22 protein-coding genes are annotated in these 24,881 nt (G+C 67.8%); 17 read left to right on the top strand and 5 right to left on the bottom strand.

All coding sequences use genetic code 11. The annotated features are described in order from the left end of the window. Positions 1 to 55: 55 nt before the first annotated feature. Positions 56 to 487, bottom strand: coding sequence for a hypothetical protein (locus AC6A67_RS13940; RefSeq protein WP_498037160.1), 432 nt, complete (start codon positions 485 to 487; stop codon positions 56 to 58). A 107-nt stretch (positions 488 to 594) separates the two neighbouring features. Here AC6A67_RS13940 and AC6A67_RS13935 point away from each other — a divergent pair, with 107 nt between their 5' ends. After that, positions 595 to 858 (top strand): hypothetical protein, encoded by a 264-nt coding sequence (locus tag AC6A67_RS13935; protein ID WP_498037159.1) that lies wholly within the window; start codon positions 595 to 597, stop codon positions 856 to 858. Between the two features lie 120 nt (positions 859 to 978). Here AC6A67_RS13935 and AC6A67_RS13930 read toward each other — a convergent pair whose 3' ends face one another. Together AC6A67_RS13930 and AC6A67_RS13925 are read right to left on the bottom strand one after the other, a co-directional pair. Next, positions 979 to 1,365, bottom strand: a complete 387-nt coding sequence (locus AC6A67_RS13930; protein WP_498037158.1) for a glyoxalase superfamily protein — start codon at positions 1,363 to 1,365, stop codon at positions 979 to 981. 368 nt (positions 1,366 to 1,733) lie between these two features. Next, complete coding sequence (locus tag AC6A67_RS13925) at positions 1,734 to 2,999, bottom strand: ammonium transporter (RefSeq protein WP_498037157.1); 1,266 nt, start codon at positions 2,997 to 2,999, stop codon at positions 1,734 to 1,736. Between AC6A67_RS13925 and AC6A67_RS13920 the strand changes: the two genes are divergently transcribed. Together AC6A67_RS13920 and AC6A67_RS13915 are read left to right on the top strand one after the other, a co-directional pair. Further along, entirely contained in the window at positions 2,989 to 3,231 is a 243-nt protein-coding gene (locus AC6A67_RS13920) for a hypothetical protein (RefSeq protein ID WP_498037156.1), read from the top strand. The two genes, AC6A67_RS13925 and AC6A67_RS13920, sit on opposite strands and share 11 nt — an antisense overlap. A 543-nt stretch (positions 3,232 to 3,774) precedes the next feature. Next, positions 3,775 to 4,443: a helix-turn-helix domain-containing protein gene (locus AC6A67_RS13915; RefSeq protein WP_498037155.1), complete on the top strand. Its 669-nt coding sequence runs from the start codon at positions 3,775 to 3,777 to the stop codon at positions 4,441 to 4,443. 282 nt (positions 4,444 to 4,725) lie between these two features. Here AC6A67_RS13915 and AC6A67_RS13910 read toward each other — a convergent pair whose 3' ends face one another. Then, a complete protein-coding gene (locus AC6A67_RS13910; RefSeq protein ID WP_498037154.1) occupies positions 4,726 to 5,886 on the bottom strand; it encodes an acyl-CoA dehydrogenase family protein in 1,161 nt (386 codons plus the stop codon). Between the two features lie 191 nt (positions 5,887 to 6,077). After that, the gene (locus AC6A67_RS13905) at positions 6,078 to 7,358 is read right to left on the bottom strand and encodes a PQQ-dependent sugar dehydrogenase (protein ID WP_498037153.1); all 1,281 of its coding nucleotides are present in this window, start codon (positions 7,356 to 7,358) and stop codon (positions 6,078 to 6,080) included. Between the two features lie 427 nt (positions 7,359 to 7,785). On the opposite strand from AC6A67_RS13905, the gene AC6A67_RS13900 reads away from it, so the two are divergent. From AC6A67_RS13900 to tssF, 14 genes are all read left to right on the top strand, one after another. Then, positions 7,786 to 8,262, top strand: a complete 477-nt coding sequence (locus tag AC6A67_RS13900; protein ID WP_498037152.1) for an Hcp family type VI secretion system effector — start codon at positions 7,786 to 7,788, stop codon at positions 8,260 to 8,262. A gap of 79 nt (positions 8,263 to 8,341) precedes the next feature. After that, on the top strand, positions 8,342 to 10,219 hold the full coding sequence (locus tag AC6A67_RS13895; protein ID WP_498037151.1) for a type VI secretion system Vgr family protein: 1,878 nt from the start codon (positions 8,342 to 8,344) through the stop codon (positions 10,217 to 10,219). A 38-nt stretch (positions 10,220 to 10,257) separates the two neighbouring features. After that, positions 10,258 to 11,286 carry a hypothetical protein gene (locus AC6A67_RS13890; RefSeq protein ID WP_498037150.1) on the top strand — a complete coding sequence of 343 codons (1,029 nt, stop codon included), beginning with the start codon at positions 10,258 to 10,260 and terminating at the stop codon, positions 11,284 to 11,286. Beyond that, a complete protein-coding gene (gene tssK / locus AC6A67_RS13885) occupies positions 11,283 to 12,665 on the top strand; it encodes a type VI secretion system baseplate subunit TssK (protein WP_498037149.1) in 1,383 nt (460 codons plus the stop codon). The genes AC6A67_RS13890 and tssK overlap by 4 nt, the downstream gene beginning before the upstream one ends. After that, positions 12,662 to 13,288, top strand: coding sequence for a type IVB secretion system protein IcmH/DotU (gene icmH / locus AC6A67_RS13880; protein WP_498037148.1), 627 nt, complete (start codon positions 12,662 to 12,664; stop codon positions 13,286 to 13,288). The genes tssK and icmH overlap by 4 nt, the downstream gene beginning before the upstream one ends. Positions 13,289 to 13,411: 123 nt before the next feature. Beyond that, positions 13,412 to 13,930 (top strand): OmpA family protein, encoded by a 519-nt coding sequence (locus tag AC6A67_RS13875; RefSeq protein WP_498037147.1) that lies wholly within the window; start codon positions 13,412 to 13,414, stop codon positions 13,928 to 13,930. Between the two features lie 82 nt (positions 13,931 to 14,012). Then, complete coding sequence (locus tag AC6A67_RS13870) at positions 14,013 to 17,366, top strand: ImcF-related family protein (RefSeq protein WP_498037146.1); 3,354 nt, start codon at positions 14,013 to 14,015, stop codon at positions 17,364 to 17,366. Between the two features lie 98 nt (positions 17,367 to 17,464). Beyond that, positions 17,465 to 18,574 (top strand): type VI secretion system protein TssA, encoded by a 1,110-nt coding sequence (gene tssA / locus AC6A67_RS13865; RefSeq protein ID WP_498037145.1) that lies wholly within the window; start codon positions 17,465 to 17,467, stop codon positions 18,572 to 18,574. 165 nt (positions 18,575 to 18,739) lie between these two features. Then, complete coding sequence (tssB, locus tag AC6A67_RS13860; RefSeq protein WP_498037144.1) at positions 18,740 to 19,333, top strand: type VI secretion system contractile sheath small subunit; 594 nt, start codon at positions 18,740 to 18,742, stop codon at positions 19,331 to 19,333. A 3-nt stretch (positions 19,334 to 19,336) separates the two neighbouring features. After that, positions 19,337 to 20,200: a type VI secretion system contractile sheath large subunit gene (gene tssC, locus AC6A67_RS13855; RefSeq protein ID WP_498037143.1), complete on the top strand. Its 864-nt coding sequence runs from the start codon at positions 19,337 to 19,339 to the stop codon at positions 20,198 to 20,200. Next, the gene (gene tssC / locus AC6A67_RS13850) at positions 20,173 to 20,757 is read left to right on the top strand and encodes a type VI secretion system contractile sheath large subunit (RefSeq protein WP_498037142.1); all 585 of its coding nucleotides are present in this window, start codon (positions 20,173 to 20,175) and stop codon (positions 20,755 to 20,757) included. The genes tssC (AC6A67_RS13855) and tssC (AC6A67_RS13850) overlap by 28 nt, the downstream gene beginning before the upstream one ends. A gap of 197 nt (positions 20,758 to 20,954) precedes the next feature. Continuing rightward, the gene (gene tssC / locus AC6A67_RS13845; RefSeq protein WP_498037141.1) at positions 20,955 to 22,553 is read left to right on the top strand and encodes a type VI secretion system contractile sheath large subunit; all 1,599 of its coding nucleotides are present in this window, start codon (positions 20,955 to 20,957) and stop codon (positions 22,551 to 22,553) included. Further along, positions 22,550 to 22,984 carry a type VI secretion system baseplate subunit TssE gene (tssE, locus tag AC6A67_RS13840; protein ID WP_498037140.1) on the top strand — a complete coding sequence of 145 codons (435 nt, stop codon included), beginning with the start codon at positions 22,550 to 22,552 and terminating at the stop codon, positions 22,982 to 22,984. Before tssC (AC6A67_RS13845) ends, tssE begins: the two co-directional genes overlap by 4 nt. Further along, positions 22,981 to 24,810, top strand: coding sequence for a type VI secretion system baseplate subunit TssF (gene tssF / locus AC6A67_RS13835; protein ID WP_498037139.1), 1,830 nt, complete (start codon positions 22,981 to 22,983; stop codon positions 24,808 to 24,810). The genes tssE and tssF overlap by 4 nt, the downstream gene beginning before the upstream one ends. Positions 24,811 to 24,881: the final 71 nt, after the last annotated feature.

Below are 24,881 nucleotides of genomic sequence, written 5' to 3'. Positions count from 1 at the left end.
ATGAGCCGGCTGCACTGAAAGGAGCCTGGGGAAGGCGCGGGATGCCCGCGCCTTTTCACGTCACGCGAGGTCGCCAGGATGCTGATGCAGTCGCGACCTGCGAAACGCAGCCGCTACGCGACCCCGTTGTGCGCCATAGCGCGGCGAAATGTCCCTCGGCCCAGTCATGGCAGACAACGCGGCCCCGCCGCAGGTCAAACACGAGGGTCTCGACGCCAATCAACGGAGCCAGCGGATCGAGATCAGCGATCCGGCACGAGGCGATGCCGCCCTCGACCTTAAGCCAGCCGGTCGCCACCCGGCTGACGCCAGGCGCCAGCGCATTGCGAATATCCAGCAGCACCAGCGCCATCCTGGCTTGCGCGGAGCCTGCCGCAGTGACCGCTTCGCCCTCTGGCGGCTGCGGCCATAGCAGTCGAATTTCATAGGCCACGGCGCCATCGGCCAGGACAATGCGGGCGCGCGCCAGGATACGGCTGCGCTGCAATGCCGATGTCGCGCCCCGCCCATACACTGGATAGCGCCGGACCCAGCCCCCCATGAGCAACTGGTTGCTTGCGCCCAAAGCGGTGCATAGGGCCCACGCAGCACGCCATGGCGCGACAGCGTTTTGCCAAAATATCCCTGACACGCTGGCGGCGCGTTGCGCCGCCCGTTCGTTTCCACCCTTCAGCATCACGCGTCTCCGCGAAGATGAGCCGCAATATTTGCGCGCTTTCCGCCAATACGCCGCAAGCGCTCGGGTGGATCACGGTTTGCTGGATTTGTGCGCCGATGCGCGCGTCAGACCAGAACCCGATGCGCATGACGGATCGGGTTCTGGTTAAGCCATTGCAGCGCCTGAGCATTTCGGGATGAGGAAGCGTCAGCCTCTTCGCATCCTGCTATCAGTCAGCGGAAGTGCTCACCCATGACTGCGCAAAAGTTGTAGCGTTAGCGCGCGACGCCTGACGCCAGGGGCCACGCCTACGCCTACGGTCAGCCGGCGCTGGTCCGCTCGCCAACATCAATGCGGTTACCGTCGGGATCTGCAAGCACGAAGGCGCGCTGACCGTACTCCTGGTCCTTGAGGCCCTTGATAATCCGGACATTGGCGGCCGTGCAGAGCGTGTAGAGCGCCGCAACGTCGCTCACAAACAGATGCATGACATTGACGGTTGAGGCGCGATGGTCCGGCTTCAGGTTAAGATGAATTTCCGCCTGATCCTTTGTCATCACCATGAAGCCGACCGGCGCGCCATTCTCAAACACCTTGGTGAACCCAAGCACGTCCGCGTAGAAATCATGCGCCGCCTTGATGTCACGCACGCAAATACCGGGGGCGGCGCGCCCAAAGGCGATCGCCGCAATGGCCGTATCGTCCATCATCCTGATCCGTAGAGGCAGGGACGGCGGTGCGCATACCGGATTGGGGGCGGTGTCCGGCGACGATAGCGCCAGCAGGCCATCGCCCTGTCAAGCCGCGCCCAGAAATGGCCGACCCTTTCTCTTACCCCGCTGTCGCGTGGGGCTCCAATGGGCCAGGAAGGACACAACTCCAAAGGTATGGGCGGATGACGCGCCGCTGGCGACTGGCCGGAGAGAAGCTGGCGCCGCTTTGCTCTGCAACGCCCCCTGCCGCATCTTCGCATGACAAAGGCCCCACGCAGCAGCGTGGGGCCTTTGAGCGTTGTACCCAAGGGTAGAGGCAAGCGCCTGACGTGCGTCGTTAGACTGACGCCAGGCGCCTCCTCTCAGCTTGCGCTGGCAGGCTTCAGCGCGGCCACAGGCTCGGCGCCGGCGTGGCTGGCGTAAACGCTTTCGCCCATCTGCTCTTCGCTCAGACGGTAGCCGCGCTCGCCGTGGGAGGCGAGGTCGAGGCCCATCTGCTCATCGTCAGCATTGACCCGCAGACCGACCAGAACGTCAGCGATCTTCAGGCAGATATAGGTGCTGATCGCCGCATAGACGGCGCTGAACGCCATCAGCGACACCTGGACGCCGAGCTGCGAGAACAGGTCACGGCCTTCGGCGAAGCCCACGCCGCCAAGCACTGGCAGGGCGAACACCGAGGTCAGCACGCCGCCGGCGACGGCGCCGACGCCGTGCACGCCGAAGACGTCGAAGGCGTCGTCATAGCCAAACTTGCGCTTCAGCGATTCCACCGCCCAGACGCAGGGGATAGCCGAGACGAAGCCGACGACCAGCGCGCCGCCGGGGCCGACGAAGCCGCAAGCCGGGGTGATGCCGACAAGGCCCGCAACCATGCCCGACATGGCGCCAAGGGTGCTGGCGCGGCCACGATGTAGCCGCTCGGTGGCCATCCAGCCCAGCGCGCCAGCCGCGCCGCCGAGGACGGTGTTCAGCATGACCATGGCGGAGAAGCCGTTCACCGCAAGCGCGCAACCGCCGCAGAACGCCAGCCAGCCCACCCACAGCAGGCAGGCGCCGGTGCTGGTCATGGTCATGTTGTGCGGCGCCATCATCGTCGTGCCATAGCCCAGACGCGGGCCAATCATGATGGCGGCGACCAGGGCTGCGATGCCAGCGTTGAGGTGCACGACGTTGCCGCCGGCAAAATCCTGCGCGCCCAGCTTGAACGCCCAGCCATTGGCGCTCCAGCCCATGTGCGCCATCGGCGCGAAGTTGAGCAGCAGCCACAGCGTCATAAAGATGAGGACGGCCGAGAAACGGATGCGCTCGGCGAAGGCGCCGACGATCAGCGCTGGCGTAATCGCCGCGAACATCAGCATGAACATTGCGTAAGCGTATTCAGGAATGGTGCCGGACACGCTGTCCTGGCTCACGCCGGCAAGAAACATCTTGGACAGACCGCCGATGACCGGCTGGAAGCCGCCGGCGTCATCGAAGGCCAGCGAATAGCCCAGCACCACCCAGGCCACGGCGACCACGGCAGCGGTCGCGACCACCTGCGTCATCACCGACAGCACGTTCTTGGCCCGGCCAAGGCCCGCATAGAACAGCGCTAGGCCGGGAACCATCATCAACATGACGAACATGGCGCACATGATGACGAAAGCCGTATCGGCGCCATTTATCGCCGGCTTTGCAGTCTCCGCAGCGAACGCCGGCGCGGCGCACAATAGCCCCAGCGCCGATGCGCCCCAAATCCTCGCTCTTGTCATCTCCCACCTCGCTAGCTTCGCGACACGCACGCCAAAGGCGCGCCAGGCGTCGATTGCTGTCGAGCGAATTAGTGCGGAGCTGACGCCATGGAACAACGTCAAATAAAACTGCGGCGCCTGCTGAACAGTCAGCAGGCGCCGCAAATATATGCGCCATGACGCCCAGCAGACGATGCGCGCATGCGGGCGCCGCACCGGCAAAACATGAGCGACGGTCGGACAATGCCGGTCTGGCGGCGCAGGAGTTCAATTGCGGAAAAGGAAAGGCTACAGTTTGATAGACAAGTAATATAGCTTTTATCACGAGCTATCTGGCTGCACCCCGATGAATTGGCCTCGCCAGCAAATTAGGCGCCGATAGCCTGCCGCTCTGGCAGCTCCGGGTTTGGCCCGATGGCGCGCCCGCTCCTGCCCTCGCAACGGCAAGGCTGCACGGTATCAACCCGGTGCGTTCCCCCCGGGAATGACGACCCGACCGACACGCCGCAAATTTCTCCATACGAAATAATTATTCCTTGAACGCATTTTCTGCCCATGGCATCCATCAGATGTCATGCAAGCGGCGCCAGGCGATGTCGAGGCGACCTGTGCAGGATCATGCGGCCCCGATGGCATAGCGCCGCCGCATTCCGTATCCGAGGAGCCTCCCGTGCCAGACAAGAGCGAGAGCAACGCCGAGGCCATCGCCCGCCTGAAGCAGAACCCGCACGCCGTGCGCGAGCCCAAGGCCAACAATCTCGAAACAGCCATCGGCCATGAGGTGCGCGCGCTGCGGCGCAAGCTCGGTATTACTGTGGCGGAACTGTCGGCCAACACCGGCCTGTCAGTCGGCATGCTGTCGAAAATTGAAAACGGCAACATCTCCGCGTCATTGACCACCCTGCAGGCGCTGTCGCGGGCGCTGGGCGTGCCGATCACCACCCTGTTCCGGGGCTATGAGGAAAAGCGCGCCGCAGTGTTCGTCAAGGCGGGCGAAGGCGTGGAACTTGAGCGACGCGGCACCCGCGCCGGCCACCAGTACAGCCTGCTCGGCCACATCGGCGGCAACACCAGCGGCGTCACCGTCGAGCCTTATCTGATCAACCTCACCGGCGAGTCAGACGTGTTCCCGACCTTCCAGCACGGGGGCATGGAGTTTCTCTACATGCTGGAGGGCGAAGTGGTCTACCGCCACGGCGACGACGCCTTCCACATGCAACCCGGCGACAGCCTGTTCTTCGACGCCGACGCCCCGCACGGCCCCATCGAACTGGTCACCCTGCCCATCCGCTATCTGTCGATCATCTCTTATCCGCAGGGACGGACGGAGAATGAATGAAGCCAGGGAGTCGGCGCCGCTCCCGGCCTGATCCGACGCCCCGACTATCTGGTTTCGCCATCGCCAAAGCGACCGACGGACACCATTTGGCGTCCGACGTCGGCTACATCTGGCATAATACCAGAACCCGATGAGTATGACTCATCGGGTTCTGGTTAAGCCCTTGCAGCGCCTGAGCATGTCTGGATGCGGATGCGTCAGCATCTTCGCATCCTGGTATAAGACGGGCGCCCGACCCGATCCGCAATGAACCGGGCGTGCACGTCGTCACCGCAGCCAGTGTCAGTCCAGCATGCTCTGATACTTGTCCGAGAACACGTCGCGGCCAATGATCAGGCGCATCACTTCCGAGCTGCCGGCGAGGATGCGGTTGATGCGGGCGTCGGTGAACATGCGGCTGATCGGGAACTCATCCATATAGCCGTGGCCGCCGTGCAGCTGCACGCCGAGGTCGAGCATTTTCCACTCAACTTCGCTGGCGATCATCTTGGCCTTGGCGGCCATATTGGCGTTGAGGCGGCCGTCGTTCAGCGCCGTGACGCAATGGTTGACATAGACCTGCACCAGGTCGATTTCGGCGTCCATCTCGGCCATGCGGAACTGGGTGTTCTGCTGGTCGGCGAGGCTCTTGCCGAAGATCTTGCGATCGAGGCAATAGGCGCGGGTCAGATCGAAGGCGCGGCGGGCGTTGGCGGCGTTGCCGACGGCGGCGATCAGGCGCTCCTCAGCGAGGCCTTCCATCAGCTGGTAGAAGCCACGGCCCGGCACGCCGAGCACATTGGCCTTCGGCACCTTCACGTCATTGAAGAACAGCTCGGCGGTGTCCTGGGCCGGCATGCCCATCTTCTTCAGGTTGCGGCCGCGCTCGAAACCTTCCATGCCGCGCTCGAGGATCAGCAGGACCATCGAATGACGCTCGGTCGCCGTGCCCAGCTTGGCGGCGGTGATGATCACGTCGGCGTTGATGCCGTTGGAGATGAAGGTCTTCGAACCATTGAGCACGTAATGGTCGCCAGCGTCGACCGCCGTGGTGCGCATGCCGGCAAGGTCAGAGCCTGCGCCTGCCTCGGTCATGGCGATGCCAAGGATGGTTTCGCCCGTCGCGCATTTCGGCAGGAAGCGCTCTTTCTGCTCCTCGGTGCCGAAGCGCTCGAAATAGGTGCCGACGAGGCGGCTGTGCAGGGTGTTGAACCACTCGCCGACGCCCGCCCGCGTGGTCTCTTCGATGATGATCTGCTCATAGCGGAAGTCGCTGTCGCCCAGACCGCCGTATTTCTCTTCCGGCCAGATCATCAGGAAGCCCTGCTCGCCGGCCTTGGTGAAGGCCTCGCGGTCAACGATGCCATTCTGGCGCCAGCGCTCCATATTTGGGGCGATCTCGGCTTCCAGGAATTTGCGATAGGACTGGCGGAACAGGTTCTGTTCTTCGGTGTAGTGCGACATTGTACGTTTCCTCTGGGCCGCGTCTGGCCCCCCGGCCTGGCGGGAGGAACTGCGCTGCATGCGTGCTGGCGCGGCGAAAGCCTGATTCCGCGCGCTCCTGCTGCGTCATAGAGCGAGAATGGGCGCGGCTGCAACGGTCAGGGCGCGCCTGCCGCCGCCGCTGAACCCTCGCGGCGGCGCGGACCCACAGCTCAGGGGGCGGGCGTGACGCGGATCAGCGCCCCATCATCAGCGTCGGTCAGCAGCATCACCGCGCCATCGCGCGCCACGGCGACATCGCGCACCCGACCGATGCCGCTGAGATATCGGGCCTCGCCAGTGACGCGGTCGCCGCCCAGCGTCAGCCGCACCAGCGCCTCACCGCGCAGGGCGCCGACCAGCAGGCTGCCGCGCCACTGCGGAAACAGCGCGCCGTCATAAAACGCCATGCCGCTTGGGGCGATCACCGGGTCCCAGTAATATACCGGCTGCTCCATGCCAGCTTTGGCGGTCAGGCCCTCGCCTAGCGCCGCGCCGCTATATTCCTGGCCATAGCTGATGATCGGCCAGCCATAGTTCTTGCCAGGCTGCGGCTGGTTCAGCTCATCGCCGCCGCGCGGGCCGTGCTCGACGGTCCACAGCCGGCCATCTGGTCCCAGCGTCGCCGCCTGCACATTGCGATGACCATATGACCATATCTCCGGCAGCCCACCGCCGATCGCCGGATTGCCCGGCGCGGCCCCGCCCTCGGGCGTGATGCGCAGCACCTTGCCGAGGCTGGTTCTCAAATCCTGCGCCAGTTTACGCGGCGCGCTGTGGGAGCGCTCGCCCGTGGTGACGAACAGCGCGCCGCTACGATCGAACACGAGGCGGGAGCCAAAGTGCAGCGTCGAGCGCCACGCCGGCTGCTGGCGGAAGATCACCTTCACCTCACGGAGGGCGCTGTAGTCTGGCGACAACACGCCGGTGGCGACGGCGGTGGCGTTCATGCCGTCGCCCCGCGGCTCGGCATAGCTCCACCACACCCGTCGCGTGGCGGCGAAGTCATCGCGCACCGCGACATCGAGCAGGCCGCCCTGGCCGCGCGCATCGACCGGCGGCAGGCCCTTTATTGGCGGCGACGCCATGCCGCTGGCGCGGTCCGGCTTCATCATAATGCGCCGCAAACCACCTTCCCGCTCGCTGACCAGCCACGACCCATCCGGCAGTTCAGCCATGCCCCACGGATGCGCCAGTCCCCTGGCGATGACCTTCGCCTGCAACCGCTGGTCATCTGCGATCAATGGCGCCCGGGTCTGGCCAGCAAAGGCTGGCGTCTGGCCGCGCGCATTGGGCGGCGCGGCGTTAAAATCCCGGCTGGCGCCGCGCTGGCTGGCCAGATCCCACACCGGCTCCTCGCGCGCGCTGGCGGCGGACGCCGTGGCCGCACAGGCGATCGCTACAATCGTCAGGCCTCTCGCCACGCCACGCCGCCCCCTGTCTCCGATCGCCATCTGCGTCTCCTTTGGCGACCCAGCTTCAACCGTCGCAACCAGCGCCGCAAGCCCCGCGACATCTGCGTTAGCGGACAGATCCGTCGGGACGCTGTCCTGCCTTAAGGCTCAGCGTCGCAAAATCCGACCCAGACACCGGCTGTTCAGGCGGACCGCCACCGGCGCCCCGCGGTGTGGGGCGATCGACGAGATCGCGACAAACCGGACTTCTGGCGCGCGACGCGGCGACCATCTGCCCCGATCCGTCGCGCAACACCGCCCCCATCGCCCGGCATTTCGCGTCATCCATCTGTACTTTTACGTACAAGCGGCCATCTATACAGCCGCGACGTCTATATACACCATCCAGATTTGGTGATTGCGTAGAATTGCCGAGAATTTACGGTCCGCAATCCTGCAGCAACCCAGCGCGAGGACAGGGACGACGATGGCGATTTACATGAAGTATGGCGACGTCAACGGCGAAGCTACCCACGACAAGCACAAGGACTGGATTGACGTCATCCAGCTCAACTGGGGCACGGGCCGCGATGTTGTCGCGCTCGCCGGGTCGACGCACAACCCCGTGTCCGGCCGCACGCACATCTCGCAGGTCCAGCTGGTCAAGGCCATGGATTGCGCCTCAACCAAGCTGTTCACCGAAGCATGCAGCGGCAAAAAGGGCGTTGAGGTCACCATCGACGTCACGACCCATGCCGATTCAGCCGTGTCTTACTGCACCTATACGCTGAGCGATGCGCTGATCTCCTCCTATAACGTATCGACAGGCGGTGAGCGGCCCACCGAATCCCTGTCTATCAGCTTCACCAAGCTGGAATTCAAGTTTACCCCGCTCGGGCACGACAACAAGGCGGGCACGCCTGTGACGGTCTCCTACGATTTGTCGACCACCACCTCCACCTGAGGCGGCTGCCCCGCCATCGGCGGGCCTCACGGTCCGCCATGGCGGACCCCCTGTCTGGCGCCGAGCAGGAAGCCCCGTCGTGTCTGCAAACAACAACCCGCCATTGCTGACGCTGACGTCGCCGCTAGGCGACGGCGTGCTGCACGCGCTCGCCCTGTGCGGCGAGGAGATGATCAATGACCTGTTCAGCTTCACGGTTGAGGCGGTGTCGACGCAGCGGCTGGCGGCCGCAGATATGCTCGGCCAGCCTCTTGCAGTGACGCTGAACGGCCGGAGCACGAGCGCGCGTGTCCTGCACGGCGTCGTCACCGATATGGCGCGCGGCGCAGCTGACGGGTGGGGCCGCTATGGCTACACGCTGACCCTGCGCCCATCGCTGTGGCTGCTCAGCCGCGCCGCTGATTGCCGGGTGTTTCAGAACGAAGACGTCATCCAGATCACCGAAGCGCTGCTGGCGCAGCGCGGCGGCGGCCCGTTCCGCAGCGTTGTCAGCGACGCAGCGCGCACTGCGCGTCCCTATTGCGTCCAGTATAATGAAACCGATTACGACTTCCTGCGCCGCATCTGGTTCGACGCTGGCGTTTTCTTCTATTTCGAACACACAACGTCTGACCATACTCTGGTGCTGGCCGATGCGCCGGCCGGCTATGCCGACTGCCCCGATAGTCCGCTCCAGCGGCGCGCCAGCGCATCTGGCCTCACGGGGGTCGATGACTGGCGGTTGCACCATCGCCTGTCGACAGGCCGCGCCACGTTGGGCGACTACAATTTCGAGACGCCGCAGAGCGATCTGACGGCGAGCTGCGCGGCGGCGCCCAGCGCCAACCCGGACCAGAGCCTCGAGATCTACGCCTTTCCTGGCGGCCACCCCGACAAGGCCGAGGGTGAAGCGTCGGCCCGGCGACGCATGGAAGCGCTCGAGTGCGCAGGCGTGACTGCTCATGGCCAGTCGAATTGCGTAGGGCTGCTTCCTGGCGGCCGCTTCCTGCTGGCCGATGCCGATGACGATGAGCCGGCGTTCGTTGTCACCCATCTGCGCCACGTGGCGCAGGACCGTGAGCGCGATCAGGCGCAATCTGCGCAGGCTGAATACCGCAACGAATTCACCTGCATGCCCGCCGACCGGCCCTGTCGCGCCGCGCCGCTGCCAAAGCCGGTGATCGCCGGCGTCCAGACCGCCCGCGTGGTCGGCCCGGAAGGGGAAGAGGTGTTCTGCGACCACTATGGCCGGGTGCGGCTGCAATTTCCCTGGGATCGCCTGGGCGCCGGCGACGATCACAGCTCCTGCTGGGTGCGCGTCGCCCAGACCATGAGCCACGGGCAGTGGGGCGGCCAGGCGCTGCCGCGCGTCGGCGCCGAGGCGATCGTCAGCTTTGTCGACGGCGACCCGGATCGGCCCATGGTCACCGCCACCGCGCCCAACGGCCAGAACGCTTTGCCGTGGCCGCCGCCAGAAGGCAAGGCCATCACCGGCTTTCGCAGCCGCTCTACCCCCGGCGGCGGCGCCGAAGATCACAGCGCCTTCTATGTGGATGACACCCGTGACGCCGAGAGAGTCGTGCTGCGCGCCCAACGGGATTGCGAGCGCGATATTGGCGCCAACGACATCCTGCGTGTGGCGGGTGACCGCATGGTCAGCGTCGGCGCCAGCCTGGCCACGGTGGTTCGTGACAAGGACGCGCGCCTGAGCGTCGAACAGGGCGATTACCAGATCTGCCTTGGCAAGGGCGATATCTCCATGCGCTGCGACCAGGGCGCGGTGACGCTGACCGCCGCAACAGAAATCACGCTCAGCGTGGGCGGCAATGCGCTGGTGATCTCCCGCGACGGCGTCAGCATCACCGCCAACGCCATCACCCTTCAGGGCGCACAGGATGTCACCGTCTCCGCCCCAACCGCCAGCCTGTCTGGCGCCGCCACGCTAACCTTGCGCGGCGGCCTGGTGCGGATCAACTGATGCCAGGCCTTATAGCGCGCGCCCGGCGAGCAGGGGCGATGATGAACAAAGGCGGCGACGTCGGTCGTGGCGCTGTTGCGTCATGGACGGAGGTGTCGGCGGGAGAACCGTCCGGATCAGCGCCGCAGTTGCGACTGACGGCCGAAAGCCGCGCACAAGGTTACGGCGGCCGGGTCATCGCCACAGCGACCATTTGTGACGCGCCATTGTGGATTGGCGGCGCGCCAGGCAATGACTGGGAGATCCCCGCAGGACCAGGGCTGCGGCTCGCGCCGTGCCATTGCGTCATCTGCCCGCGCGATGGCGGCTTCATTCTGGTCAGCTTCACGTCCGGCGGGGTGCGGATCAATGACCGGCACGCGCCGCTCGCCACAGGCTGCGCCCATGCCATCGCCGACGGCGATGTGGCGCATCTTGGCGCGTGGAGCCTGCACGCCTGTCTGACAGGACCTGCGCCTCAGCCAGGCCGACAGGCGGCTCCTCGCCATAGGTCGCCGCCAATGGCGGAGCCCGGCGCCGTGTTGTGGCCGCCGGAATGGGCCATGCCAGTGACGCCGCAACCGACCAACGCGCCGCCATGGGGTGAGCCGCTTGCCGCCGCGCCGTCGCGGGCCGCGCACTGCGCGCCGGTGGTCGCCTCAACCCAGCCCCATGGCGTCATGGCGCCGATGTTCGCGCCAGGCGCAATGCCCTTCTCTGGCTGGCCAGACCCGGCGCCAGACGCGTCTGGACCTTACGAGCCGGCTGTGTCGAGCGGCCCGGCGGCAACGCCCATGTGGACTGACGCGGTGATAGCAGGCGCCGCCGCCAGCACAGATGCTGCTGCCCCGCTCGCCGCCGCCGGTCTGGTTCTGACCCAGCTCGCCGCGGCGCTCCTGCCAGCCCACGGCCAGGACACGGTGCGGGCGGCGCTCGCGCATCTCGACCCTGCCGACCCCGCAGGCGCGACGCTGCGCATCGAGGCGGTGCGTGACCTGCTGTTGCCCAGCCTCCAGGCTGCTGCGTCGACGCCGCCAGAGGACGTGGCGCCCGCCGATGCGCGCTTAAACCCGGGAACTGTCGCATGAGCGCCCACGGCAAGGTGGTGTGGAGTGACGGCATGTTCCTGCGCTCGCAGCATTTCCAGCAGGCGGACCGGCACGCCGAGCGTCAGCTGCGCCAGCGCGTGGCGGATATCACCCCGTGGGGCTGGGGCTGGCGCCGTCTGCGGCTCGACATAGCGCTACTGGCGCTCGGCAAGATCCCCCTGGCCGAAGCCGACGGCGTGCTTCCGGACGGCGCCCCAATCCAGATACCGGAGGATGTCGGGCCGTTGCAGCCGCTGCAACCAGCGCCCAGCCTCGCCAACGCAACCATCTATCTGTGCGTGCCGGTGCAGCAGGCGGATGGCGTGGACTTCGCCGTGGCCGAAGATATGGCGGCGCAGACCCGCTTTGTCTGCGCCACGGCGGCGCTGCGCGACGCCACCAGCCGGACCGCCGCCGCCGCCGACATCCAGATCGCCGCGCCGCGCCTGAGCTTGCGGGCTGGCGACGCGGACCTGCACGGTTTCGTCCACCTCGCCGTGGCGCGCATTCGCGACATCGGGCCCGATGGCGGTGTTCGCCTTGACACGGCGTTCATTCCGCCGCTGCTGTGCGTCGCCGCGTCCCGAACCCTGGCCGGGCTGCTCGATGAGGTTCGCGGCCTGCTGCGCCGCCACGCCAAAACCCTGCGCACCGGGCAGGTCGAGGGCGCTGACGCCAGCACGGCCTCTGATCTGCTGCTGGCGCAAACCCTCAACGCCGCCGCCCGTCTGCTCGACCACCTCGCCGCCCTGCCCGCCCTACACCCGGAACGACTCTACGCTGAGCTGGTCCGCCTCGCCGGGGCGCTGGAGGTTTTCGCCCCGCCAGATCAACCACCCCCGCCCTTCCCGGCCTACCGGCACGATGACCTCGCCGCCTGTTTCGCGCCAGTGCTCGCCGCGCTCAGGCGGACGCCCGGCGCAACGGCAGCCGACAGCGCCGTACAGATCGCCCTGATCGATCAAAATTATGGCATGCGCACAGGTGCCCTGGGCGAACCCACCCTGTGGTCCACGGCGCGGTTCATCCTCGCCGTGCGGGCAGCCCAGCCTCAGGCGGCGACGGCCCAGATGTTTCCGGCGCTGGTGAAAATAGGCCCGGCGTCGCAACTGTCGCAGCTGGTCAATGCGCAATTGCCCGGCGCCCGGGTGCGCCTGCTCGACGGCCCCCCGCCGCGCGCGCCATTGCGCCCCGGCGCCGTCTTCTTCGAGATCGACACCAGCAGCCCGATCTGGGCCGGCGTCGCCGCCTGCGGCGCCATTGGCCTGCACCTGTCGGGACACTTCCCGGAGCTGTGCATGGAATTGTGGGCGCTCCGTCAGCCGGGTCAGACGGATGCTCGCCGCATATCGCCGCCCCTTCCGGAGACGCCGGCATGAACGCGATGCTTCACGCTTGTACTGGCGTCAGCGGCTTTGCGATCCGCCAGCCTCTTGCGGCCATGGCCGCGCCGCCGCTCCGCCTCGCCGAGGCCGCCGCCTGCGTGTTTGCCCACAATCCGCTGCTGGCGGCGGCGGCGCCAACGCTCATTCTGATCGATAAGGCGCGCCGGACGCCCCATTGCGATGTCGAACACGCCCATGGCGCGATCAGCGCGGCGCTGCATGCCTTCATCGCCACCCTGACTGACAGCGGCGAGACCGCGTCCTGCATCCAGTGCGCCGCCTATGGTCTGGCTGCGACCGCTGACGACGCCGTGCTCGACACCAAATGGGGCCGCCAGAGCAATTGGGGCCAGCGCAGCATGGTCACGGTGATGTTCGGCGATGCGTGGGGCGGCGAGCGCTTCTTCACCCTACTTGAGCAAATGCTGCTCGCAGGCGAGCGACATGCCCGTGAGATAGAGCTGTACCATCTGTGCCTGCAGTCAGGCTTCCGGGGGCGTTGCCGGCTGGCGCCCGATGGACCGGCGCTGCACGCCAGTTACGTGAGGCGCGCCCGCGCAATCGTCATGCAGGTCCGGGGGCCCGCGCCCGGCGGCGCGGCGCCGCCTTGGCCATAACCACGCAGGCGACGTCCGGCGAAAGGCGCGGCGCTGCTGCCAGGCGTCGCAGCGATCGCCTGTGTCCTGGCCTGTGGCGCGCCGCTCGCCATCGATCTGGCGCTGCGCCAGAACCTCGCCCCCGTGCTCCACCAGCTGCAGCGACCGCTCCCCGTCGCCGCCCTGCGGCCAACGCTGGCCGCCCCAGCGATTGCGGCTGCGCCAGCGACGGCGCCGCGCCAGCCCCTCGCCGCCGCGCTGGCGCCGCAGATCGGCGCCGGGCTACTGGAGGTGAACGCCCAGGGGCGTGTGACGCGGATCACCACCCGCCAGGAGGTATTCGCCTCGGCGTCGAGCGTGCTGGCCCGGGCCTATCGCCGCGCCATCACCCACATCGCCGCGGCCCTTGTTGGGCGCCGTGGCGCGGTCAGCGTGGTCGGTCACACCGATGCGCAGCAACCCCGCCATCGGCAAGGCCCCGACAATCTGGCGCTGTCGAGACAGCGCGCCGAGGTGGTCGCGGATGTGCTGCGCGCCAGCGCCGCCAGCTGGCGTGTTTCGGCCACAGGAGCTGGCGCGACCCAGGCGGTGGCTGACAACGCCACCGCCGCCGGGCGGCGCGCCAACCGGCTGGTGGAGATCACGGTGACAGAAGATGACTGACGCCGCCGCAACCACCGCCCCCACAAACGCTGCTACAGTAGCCGCAAAGCCTGCTGGTCTGGCAGGCAGGATCGCGGGCCCGGTGGCGGCGTTTGCCGCCGCCGCAGCGACGCTCGGCTCGGGCTGGGCCTATGCCGCCGCAGCCCAGGACACGCCCCGGGCGCTGCTGCATCTCGGCGCTGCAACCGCCGTGCTCGCCCTCGGCGGCGGCGCCGCCGCCATGATCTGGCGCTTCGTGACGCGCGCGACAGACGCCGCCGCACCCAGCGACCAACAGAGCCGCCGCCAGCTGACGGCGGCGATGCGCCAGGCGCGGCGGCTTGCAGCCACGGCGCGCGACCGGCGCTGGCGACCGCCAGCCGCCGGTTTGCCAGTGCCGGTGTTTGTGGCCACCGGGCCAGCGATAACTGGCGATGGCGGCTTTGCCGCAGCCAGTGGGCTGCTCCCCGTCCACGGCGGCGCTGTCGAGATGGGCGCGGGGCTGAGCTGCCACGTCACCGACAGCGCGCTGTTTGTCGAGGGCGCGGGCGCCGGTTGGCATGGCCCGGCCCCGGGGGTCTGGAGCGCCTGCAAGCGCGTGCTGCGCGACCGAACGTGGCGTCGCGCTGTGGCCAGCGCGTTCTTCGTGCTGGACGAAGCGGATCTGGCCGCTGTCACCGCCGACAGCAAGGTCGCCGGACGCTGGCGTGCAGCGCTGGAAGCTTTGCTGGGTGAGCGCCGCAGCGCCATGCCCATCCATATCGTCGTCACCGGGATTGAACGGCTGGGCGGCTTTGACGACTGGCTGGCCGCCAGTGGCGACGGGGACCTTCTCTCGGACGACGCCATTTATGGCGTCACCCTGCCGCTTGATCTGGCCGGCGCGCCCCAGCCGGTGCTCACCGCCCGCTGCGACGTGTTCCTGCAATGGCAGGCGTGGCGCAGCCTCGCCTGCCTCGACGCGGCAGTTTCGCCTGAGCAGCGCGTCGCCGGCTTCATGTTTCCCGCTCTGCTGGCGCAACATCGACAGGGGCTGCTCGACCTCGCCCAGGCGCTGACCGACACGTCAGAGAGCGGGCCGACGTCGCGGCTTGCCCTGCGGTCCATCAGCTTCACCACGACGCTCACCGCTGCCAACGTCCGCCAGGCCACGGCGCAGTCCAGCCCGGCGGCGCGAGGCTTCCTCCGCCCCTTGCTGCGCCAGCTTGCCCTGCCAGATGCGCGGGCGGGGCTCCATCATGCGCCGCCACGCCGCCATCTCGCCTGGCTAATGGCTGGCGGGCTGCTTGTCGCCAGTCTCGCCGGCGTCGGGGTATGGCTCAAGGCCGTCGCCGACATTGTTCAGCTATCGCGCCACACCGCCGACGGCGTCGCGAAGGCTGGCGCGGTCCTCGCCACGCCCGCCGCGGCGCCGGGTCTGGCGCAGGCGGTATTGGCCCTGGAAGCGCTGCGACCTGCAGCCAGCGCCTACACGCAGCGGGAGAGACGCTTCAGCCTGTATGAACGCAGCGGCATGGCAACGTCGCGGCGGGTGCACGCCGCCCTCGGCTCCCAGCGCAAGGCGATCCTGCGCGACGTGCTGTATCCGCGTCTGATGCAGGCCCTTGCGATCTGGCTCAGCCACCCGGCCAGATCGCCACAGGAGATCTTCCGCGGCGTCCAGACCTATCGCGGGCTGGCGGCGCCACGGCCCTGGATCGACGCCGACGGTGTGAGCCTGATCGGAACGTTATGCGCCGCAACCACAGACCCGGCGCGCGCCAACGCCGCCTGCGCCCCGCTGCCTGCTTACCTTGCGGCGCTGATCGGCGCCGCCCCGGCGCCCCTTCCAGCCGACCCTCATCTCATCACCGGCCTGCGCGCCCGGCTCACGCCACAGCTGCAGCCCGCGCATGGCGTCGCCTTGCTGGCGCAACAGCCGGAAGCGGAAGCACTGTCGCCATGGCGGCCAGCGGCGCTGACGCTCAACCTCGCCGCCCAGGCGCTGGGTCTGGAGCACACCTCCGCCCTGGCGGAGGGTGCGCCTGGTCTGTTCACGGCTGCGGCCTTCCCCATGGTCGTGCAGACCCTGGTCCCGCGTGTCGCCCACACGCTCGCGCTGCGCCTGCAGTTGCTGGCGGATCAACCCTGCCCGGCCTGCGTGGACGACGACGCACGCCAGCTGGCCGACCAGATCAGCGACCTGTATGCGCGACAGTACATCGCTATATGGCAGGGGGTTCTCGGCCAGCTGGCGCTTGCACCCGCGCCAGGGCCGCGCGCCATGAACGCCGTGGTCGACGGGCTGCTCGGCCCGCCATCGCCACTGCGCATGGTGTTCGAAGCGGTGGCGCGGGAGACCCGACCGGATACGGATCTCAAGGGCGCCGCGCCGGTTGCAGGCGACGGCAAGCATGCGCCGCAAGACGTGTGGCGCCTCGAGATGGCGCGTCGCACCGCCGCCGCCATCGCCAGCCATTTCGACGTCGTGCGGCAGTTCAGCCACGGCGCTGGCTCGCCGCTTGAGCATTTGCTGCAAGCGACAAGCCGCCTGCGCGATGTGCTGGCCAGCCGGTCCGGCGGCGCGACGGCTGGCCAGGCGGGCGCCGCGGCAGCGCCTGATCCAACGCTCAATCAGGCGCTGGAGCAGCTGAACCTCGCGGCGGCGAACGCGCCCGCCAGACTTGCCCGCTCCATCCGCACGCTGGCCGCCGGCGCCAGCCAGCGCCAGCAAGCCGATATCAGGCGCAGCCTCGCCCAGGAGTGGCGCGACAGGGTGGCGCCTGCCTGGCGCAGCGCCATCGCCGGGCGCTATCCGTTTGATCGGGCGGCGCGTATCGAAGTCCGGCTGGATGATCTGTCGCGGGTGCTGGGGCCTGGCGGCGTGTTCGACACGTTCGAGCAGCGCCTGACTGGCGCTGCCCCCGAAGGCGCGGCGCTCGCCATCACCCCGGCAGCGCGCGCCTGCCTGAACCGGGCGGCCCAGCTCCGCGCCATGCTGTTTGCCCCCGGCGCCACCGCGCCAGCCGCCGACTTCACCATTTCCTGGCGCCAGCTGGCCTCCGGGACCCCGGCATTGCTGCTCAACGTCAACGGAACGGTCGCACGTTTCAGCGACGCGGCGGCGCCGCCAGCGACCGCGAGCTGGCCAGGGACCGCGCCTGGGGTTGCGGCGCAATTCGCCGGCTCCTTCCTGAGCGCGGCGACTGGCCAGGCATGGCGGTCACCCTGGGGGCTGTTTCGCATGCTGGACGCCGGGCGCCTGCGTCCGGAAGGCGACGCCGCCCTGGTGTTTGACCTCAAGGCTGGCGACCGCACGGCCACGCTGCGCCTGGATGCGGCCCCATCCTCCCATCCTTTCGCGCCCGGGGCCTTCGCCGGCTTCACCTGCCCGGACAATCTTGGGATTAGCGCACAGAATTCCGCCAGAATTGACAGAAGAAGCCAAACCAATGCTGATCAGCCGCACGTGTTTTGAGATGTATCAGAGACTATCGATGATCAGGTTCATGACCGGAATTGCTGACATTTTCATAATGCTTGCATGCGCCGGCTCCGGTCTGGCCTTCCCGTATCATGACTGACGCCGATATGAAGACCGACGCGGCGCTCGCCCGCCTGCTGGCGCCGATCCCTGGCGCGACGGCGGCAGGCCGCGACCCCCGCAGCGATACGTCGCCAGCTGCGCCTTACTTCGCCATGAAGCAAGCCCGCGCAACCGCGCGCGGCCGCACCCGGGCCCAGGCTTACGGCGATGACGCCAGCTGCCCGGATGAGGCGTGGCGCGCCGTGCTGGCGGACGGCGGCGCCATTCTCACCTCGGTCGGCAAGGATCTGGAGGTGGCCGCCTGGATGATGGAGGCCAGCCTGCACCTCCACGGTCTGGACGGCCTTGTCGCGACGCTGGCCGTGGCCGCCGGGCTGGCGCGCGGCTATGGCGACGCGCTGTTTCCGCAGCGGGAGGATGATGGATATTGCGCGCGCATGGCGGCTTTCGCGGCGCTGTTGGGCGGCGATCACGAAGGCCTGCTCGCCCCGGCGCTGCGCAATGTGCCATTGGCCAGGGGTGCGAAAGCCGTGACTTATTGGGCCTATCTGCAAACCCAGGAACTGGCGCGCTGTAACGATGCGGAACAGCGCGAAGCGCGGCGCGACGCTGGCGTGTTGACGCAAGACGCTTTTGCCGAGCTGACCCGGGGCATATCCGGCGCGGAATTCCAGAGCACCCTGAAGCGGCTCCGGGAGGCGGCGGCGGGCCTCGACGAGCTTGAGCAGGCGCTGGCCGCCTTGTCCGGCGCCGAGCCGCCCTCCGCCGCGCCGCTGTTGGCGTTGCTGCACGACATGCAGGACGCGGTGACGCTGATCGCCGGTGAACGGCTGCCAGCGGCGCTGGACGCCGCCGCCTGCTGCGACGCCAGGCCGACTCAGACGCCCGAGCCCGCAGCTGCAAGCGTCGGCATTGCATCAGCCCACGGACCGACCAGCCGCGCCGAGGCACAGCGGCTGCTTGGTCTCGTCGCCAGCTGGTTTCGCACCCACGAGCCGCACTCACCCCTGGCCTGCACGCTGGAGGAAGCGCTCCGTCGCTCACACCTGTCGCTGGAGGAGTTGCTTGATGAACTGATCCCCGACCCGGACAGCCGCAGATATTTTCTGATCGCTGCTGGTATCCGGCCGCTCGCGTAGATCTGCGCCGCAGCCAGCATCGCGCCGGTCGATACAAGCCCAGAACCACGCGCGACGACTTCATATAGAAAGCACCCAATATGTCATTCATCACCAATGAATACGCGTCGCAAGCAATAGCAAAATAATTTTTATCTCATTTATTTCGCGAAAGGGTAGCAAATCATGTCCGGGATACACGACAAGCTTGGCAAGGCCCGCAAACCACGCGTGCACATCACCTATGACGTCGAGACCGAAGGCGCGGTGGTCCGCAAGGAGCTGCCGTTCGTGGTGGGCGTTCTGGGCGATTTCTCGGGCGACCCCATCGCGCCGCTGCGCCCGCTGGGCGAGCGCAAATTCATCCAGATCGATCGTGACAATTTCGACCAGGTGCTGGCGCGGATGACGCCGGGGCTTGAGCTCAACGTCGAGAATTGCCTCGCAGACGACGGCTCAACCATGCCGCTGCGGCTTGGCTTCGAGAAGCTGGAAGATTTCGAGCCGGTCTCGCTGGTGCAACGCATTGAGCCCCTGCGCCGGTTGCTGCAGGCGCGCGACGAATTGCGCGACCTGCTGTCGAAGGCGGACCGCTCGGAAGAGCTTGAGGCGCTGCTTGAGCATTTGCTGACCCATGAGGCGGATCTGCGCGAGGTCAGCGCGCTGATCGAGGCGAGCGACGCGCCAGAAGTCGCCGCGCAACAGGACGACGCCAGGGCTGAGGCCAATTCTTCCGCCATGACCGGCCCCGCCGGGGGCGCTGCCGACAAGGAGGCCTGAGTCATGGACGACCAGACCATGAAGCCGCTGACCACCCCGGGCGTCGCCGCGCCAGCCGCCCTGGCTGAGGCGCCGTCAGGCCCCAATCTGCTCGACCAGCTGGTGATCGCCACACGGCAGACCGAGCGGGCGCGGGCTATCGCTCTGGCGCGCACCCTCACCCGCGAGGCCCTGAAAGGCCAGCTGACGTTCTCCCGCAATCTGACCCATACGCTCAACGCCGCCATCACGGCGATTGACGCGCGCATTTCTGCGCAGCTCAACGCCATCATGCATGACGCCAGGTTCCAGCGGCTCGAGGGCGCGTGGCGCGGCCTGCATCATCTGGTGATGAATTCCGAGACTGGCAACAGTCTCAAGATCCGCATGCTGAACTGCACCCAGCGCGAATTGCAGCGTAATCTGTCACGCGCCCCGGAGTTCGACCAGAGCGACATCTTCAAGAAGATCTATGAGCGCGAATTTGGCAGCGCTGGCGGCGAACCCTTCAGCGTACTGATCGGCGACTATGAGTTCACCAGCGCGCCGCAGGATGTCGAGTTGCTGCGCCAGATGTCGCAGGTGGCCGCCGCCGCCTTCGCGCCGTTCATCGCCGCCGCCTCGCCGCGCATGTTTGGCTTTGACGATTATCGTGAGCTGTCGCGGCCGCGCGATCTATCCCGCATCTTCGACACCATTGAATATGTTGGCTGGCGGCAGTTTCGCGACAGCGACGACAGCCGCTTCGTGTCGCTGACCCTGCCGCGCACCCTGGCGCGCCTGCCGTATGGCGCCGCGACCACTCCTGTGGAGCGTTTCGCTTATGAAGAGGCGCCGGTTGTCGATGGCGCCCCCGGGCGATGGACCATGACGATTATTGCTGGATGAACTCGGCCTACGTCATGGGCGCCCGGCTGACGGCGGCCTTCGCCGCCTCGGGCTGGTGCACCGCCATTCGCGGCGCCGAGGGCGGCGGCAAGGTCGAAAACCTGCCCTCGCATGTCTTTACCTCGGACGATGGCGATGTGGACCAGCAGTGCCCCACCGAGGTTCCGGTCACCGACCGGCGCGAGCTTGAGCTGTCCCGCCTCGGCTTTTTGCCGCTGTGCCACTATCGCGGCGCGGATTACGCCGTGTTCTTTGGCGCGCAGACCACCCAGAAGCCGCGGCGCTACGACCGTCCGGAGGCCTCGGCCAACGCGGCCATTTCGGCGCGGCTGCCCTATATCCTCGCCACCAGCCGCTTCGCGCACTTCCTCAAGATCATGGCCCGCGACAAGATCGGCTCCTTCATGGAGCCCGGCGATTGCGAGGCGTGGCTCAACCGCTGGATCATCACCTACGTCAATGGCAATCCCGAAGTCGGGCAAGAGATGAAGGCGCGCTATCCGCTGGCCGAGGCGCGCGTCGAGATCCGCGAAATCCCCGGAGCCAGGCGCCTATAACGCCATCGCCTGGCTCCGGCCCTGGCTGCAACTGGAGGAGCTGTCGACGTCGATGCGGCTGGTGGCGCGGATTCCGTCCTCCGGGTGAGCCCGCCAGGGGCGCGCGCCGATCCACGCCCTCATCGACCAGACCGCCAGGCGCTGCTGCAACAGCGGCGTGCTGGCCGTCGCAGCCGCACAACGCCAGCAGTTCCGCCATGTCGCACCAGTATTCGGGGCCAGAACTGCGCCGCGCCACGGGCAATGACCCTGCCGCCATTCTGGCGGCGCTCGACGCCATGGCGCGGGCCGCCGACCTTGCCCCAGAACGGTCCCCGGCCAGCGCCGCCGGGGCGCGGATGGGCGCGTGGTTGCGGGCGCGGTTTGGTCAAGAAGACCTACGCGCCCCGCTCACCGCCGCCGCTGTGGCCGGGCGCATCGCCGCCGACATGGCCCGCATTGACGCTGTGCTCACCATTCAGCTGAGCGCCATTTTGCGCCACCCACGCTTCCGCCGGCTGGAAGCCTCGTGGCGCGGCCTCGCCGGTCTGTGCGCCGCCCGCCCAAAGGGTTGCGCGGTGCAGGTGCTGTCGCTGGGCTGGGACGAACTGGGCGCCGATTTTGCCCGCAGCGGCGATCTGGAAGGCGCGCAGCTGTTCCGCCTCGTCCATGACGGCGGCTTCGGCATGCCAGGCGGCGCCCCCTTTGGGCTGTTGTTGGCGGATTATGAGGTCCCGATGTCGCCGCCAGGACCTGGCTGCGACATCGCCATTCTCTCCGCCCTGGCCAGCCTCGGCGCCGCAGCGTTTGCGCCGGTGATCGCCGCCGCAGGACCTGGGCTGTTCGGCCTCGACCAGTTCGCCGGCCTCGACCGGCTGCGACAGGGCTCGCCGCCAGCGCAACTGGTCGCCGACGCGCGTTTCGCCAGCCTGCGGCGCCAGGACGATGCGCGCTTCCTGTGTCTCGCCATGCCCCGGGTGCTGGCGCGGGCGCCCCATACCCCGGCCAATTGTCGGCCTGGCTTCCATTTTCGCGAGGATGGCGACGCTCTGCGGCATGAGGATCTGTGCTGGGCGACGCCGGTCTACGCCATCGGCGCGCGGATCATGGGCTGTTTCGACCGCCATGGCTGGTTCGCCGACATCTGTCGCGACGACGCAAACGATCAGGATGGGGCTGCGACAGCGCCCCCCCTGCCGCCCACCCTCGCCTCGCCGCTTGATGCGCCAGGCGTCGTCGCCCAGCCAGGCTGCGAACTGGCCATGCCGCCAGCGCTTGAGAACGCTCTGTGGCGCGAAGGCCTGCTGACGCTGAACCGCCGGCGCGGGACCTCGCGCTTTGTGATGCGCGCAGCGCCAACCGTGCAGGCGATCCCCGACGGCGCGACCATCAGCGCGGTCAACGCCCGCATCTCCGCTATGCTGGGCTATGTGCTGTGCGTGTCGCGCTTCGCCCATTACCTCAAGGTGATCGTGCGCGATCGTATCGGCGCCTTTTCCACGGCGTCCGCCTGCCAGGAGGCGTTGCAGCGCTGGCTCGACGGCTATTGCATCGGCGACGACGCTGCCTCACCGGAGATGAAGGCCCGCTTTCCCTTGCGAGAGGCTCGCGTGACAGTGCGCCCGTGCAGCTGGCGCAACGGCGCCTTCGGATGCGTGATTCACCTGCGGCCCCATGTGCAGCTCGACCAGATCAACGCCGCGTTCCGTTTGGTCACCAGCCTTGGCCTGCTGCCTGAGCCAGGCCGCAGCAGCCCCGTGATGTTGGCCGCCGCACCGGCCGCCGGCAGCGGCCCAGTGCTGGGGGCGCCGCGATGAAGCCTGCCGAGGGCGCACGCGCCGCAAGCCTGCTCGACCGGCTGCGTGGGCCGGGACAGGCGCCGCCCGGCGCCATCGAGGCGCTGCGCCAGGACCTTGAGCTGCTGCTCAACGAAACGACAGCCGCTGACCTGGCGTCGGGCCTGCCGCATCTGTCGGCGAGCCTCGTCAACTTCGGCGCGCCGGATCTGAACAGCGTCGATATGGCCTCGCCTCAGGCGCGGGAGCGGGCGCTGCAGGCGATCGCCCGCGCCATCACGCGCTGGGAGCCGCGCTTGCGCCACGTCCGCGTGACTCTGGCGCCGCAGGCCGGCGCCGATGACCGGACCCTGGCCGTCTGCATCGAAGCGGAAGCGACGGAGGGCTGGCTGCGCTTTCAGGCAGCCATTGATCCGCTGTCGCACGCAGTGCGACTGGGGCGCCAGCCATGAACGACAGACTGCTGCCCTATTACAATGAGGAGCTGGCGGGCCTGCGAACCCTCGGCGCTGAGTTCGCCGCCGCCCATCCCGAGCTGGCGGGGCGACTGCGCATGGGCGACGGCGCCGCCGATGACCCGCATGTGGAGCGGCTGATCCAGGCGGTGGCGTTTCTCAACGCCCGTACGGCGCGGCGGCTGGATGATGCCTTTCAGGATATCGTCGACGTCGTGCTCGACATGGTGGAGCCAGGCTGCCTTGCGCCATTGCCATCGCTGTTGATCGCCCGTTTCGCGCCCTTTCCCGGCATGACCGGGCCGCACACCGTGCCGCGGCACAGTGAACTCGACAGCGAGCCGCTGGAGCGACGGGTGTGCCGCATGCGCACCTGCTGGCCGGTCACGGTGTGGCCGCTTGAACTGGCTGAGGCCTCCTTGCAGCCAGCGCCATTTTCCGACGCGGCCGAAGCGCCGCCCGGCGCCGTAGCTGCGTTGCGGCTGACGCTGCGCGCGGCCGCTGACGCCGGGCGCATGGGCGCCCTTGCCCTGCGGCGGCTGCGGATATTTGTCGGCGGCGCCGAGGCCAGCCTGTTGCTCGAACGCATGCTGCACGACGCCGTCACCGTGCGCTTTTCGCCTGATGTTACGGCGCTACCGTTGTCGCTGCCCCCGGCCCGGGCGCTGGCGCCGGTCGGATTTTCGGCGGACGAAATGGTGTCGCCGGAAGTTCCGCCGATGCGGCGCGGCGGCCAAGTGATGCGCGAATTCTTCGCTTTTCCGGACAAGCACCGCTTTTTCGATCTGCTGATCCCGCCGGAGGCGCTCGCTCCGGCGCAGCGCGCCCTTCACGTCACCATCTGGCTGCGGCGGCGCGCCCCGGCGCTTGAACGGACGCTGCGTCCCAGCTGGTTCAGGCTCGGCTGTACGCCGGTGATCAATCTGTTTCGCCGCCGCACCGACGCCCTCGCCCTCGATCCAAACCGCCTCGAACATGTGCTCATTGCCGACGCCCGGAGCGAGAGCCCGCTGGAGATTCACACGGTGCGCGCGGTCCACGCCAGCAATAGCGCCGGCGTCTCCGCCACGCTGCCCAGGCTATTTCACGGCGAGAACGGCGACGCCATGGCCTGGCACGCCCGGCGCAGGCCCGGCCCCGACGGCGACGACATCTGTCTGAGCTTCTCCAGCCAGCAGGCAGGCGCGGACGTTGCGACGTGGGTCGGCAGAAATGGCGACGCTGACCGAGCCGAGACCGGGCTGTGCATCAGCGCGGACACGCTGTGCGCCAATCGGGATTTGCCAACGCTGCTGCCGTTTGGCGACGGGCGGCCACGCTTCTCCCTGGTCGGCGAGGCCGGCGCCATCGCCGTGGCGCAGGCGGTGACGGCGCCAACGCCATGGCGCCGCGCGCCAGACCCAACCAGCCATCGCTGGGAGCTGCTGTCGCGGCTGTCGCTGAATTTCCTGTCGCTTACCGGCGACAAGGCCGCCGAGGCGCTGCGCGCCATGCTGCGCCTGCATGATCCCTGTCGCTCCGCCGCCAGCAATCGCCTGATCGACGCCATCACCGACGTGAGCTCAAGGCGCGCCGTGCGCCGCGTCACCGGCGGCAGGGCTGCGGAGCCTGGCGCCGCCAGCATCTGCCATGGCGTGGATGTTACAGTGCGGCTCGACGCCAGCGCCCTCAGCGGCAGCAACGCATGGCTGTTCACCATGGCCCTCGACCAGTTCTTCGGCCTGCATGGGGCGATCAACGCCTTTATCCGGCTGACTGTCGAAACCAGCGACGGGCGCAGCTACGTCTGCCCGGCGCGTTCGGGCGACGTCGAGCTGCTCTGAGCTGCCGCGCAATTTGGCGCAGACGCAAACGCCCCATGGATATCAGGCGCAGCAATGCCCCCCAGACAACC

The sequence above is a fragment of the Camelimonas sp. FR25 genome, from assembly GCF_059740505.1.
The sequence above is the reverse complement of the archived record's forward strand: the minus strand, read 5'-3'. Positions and strand labels throughout refer to the sequence as shown.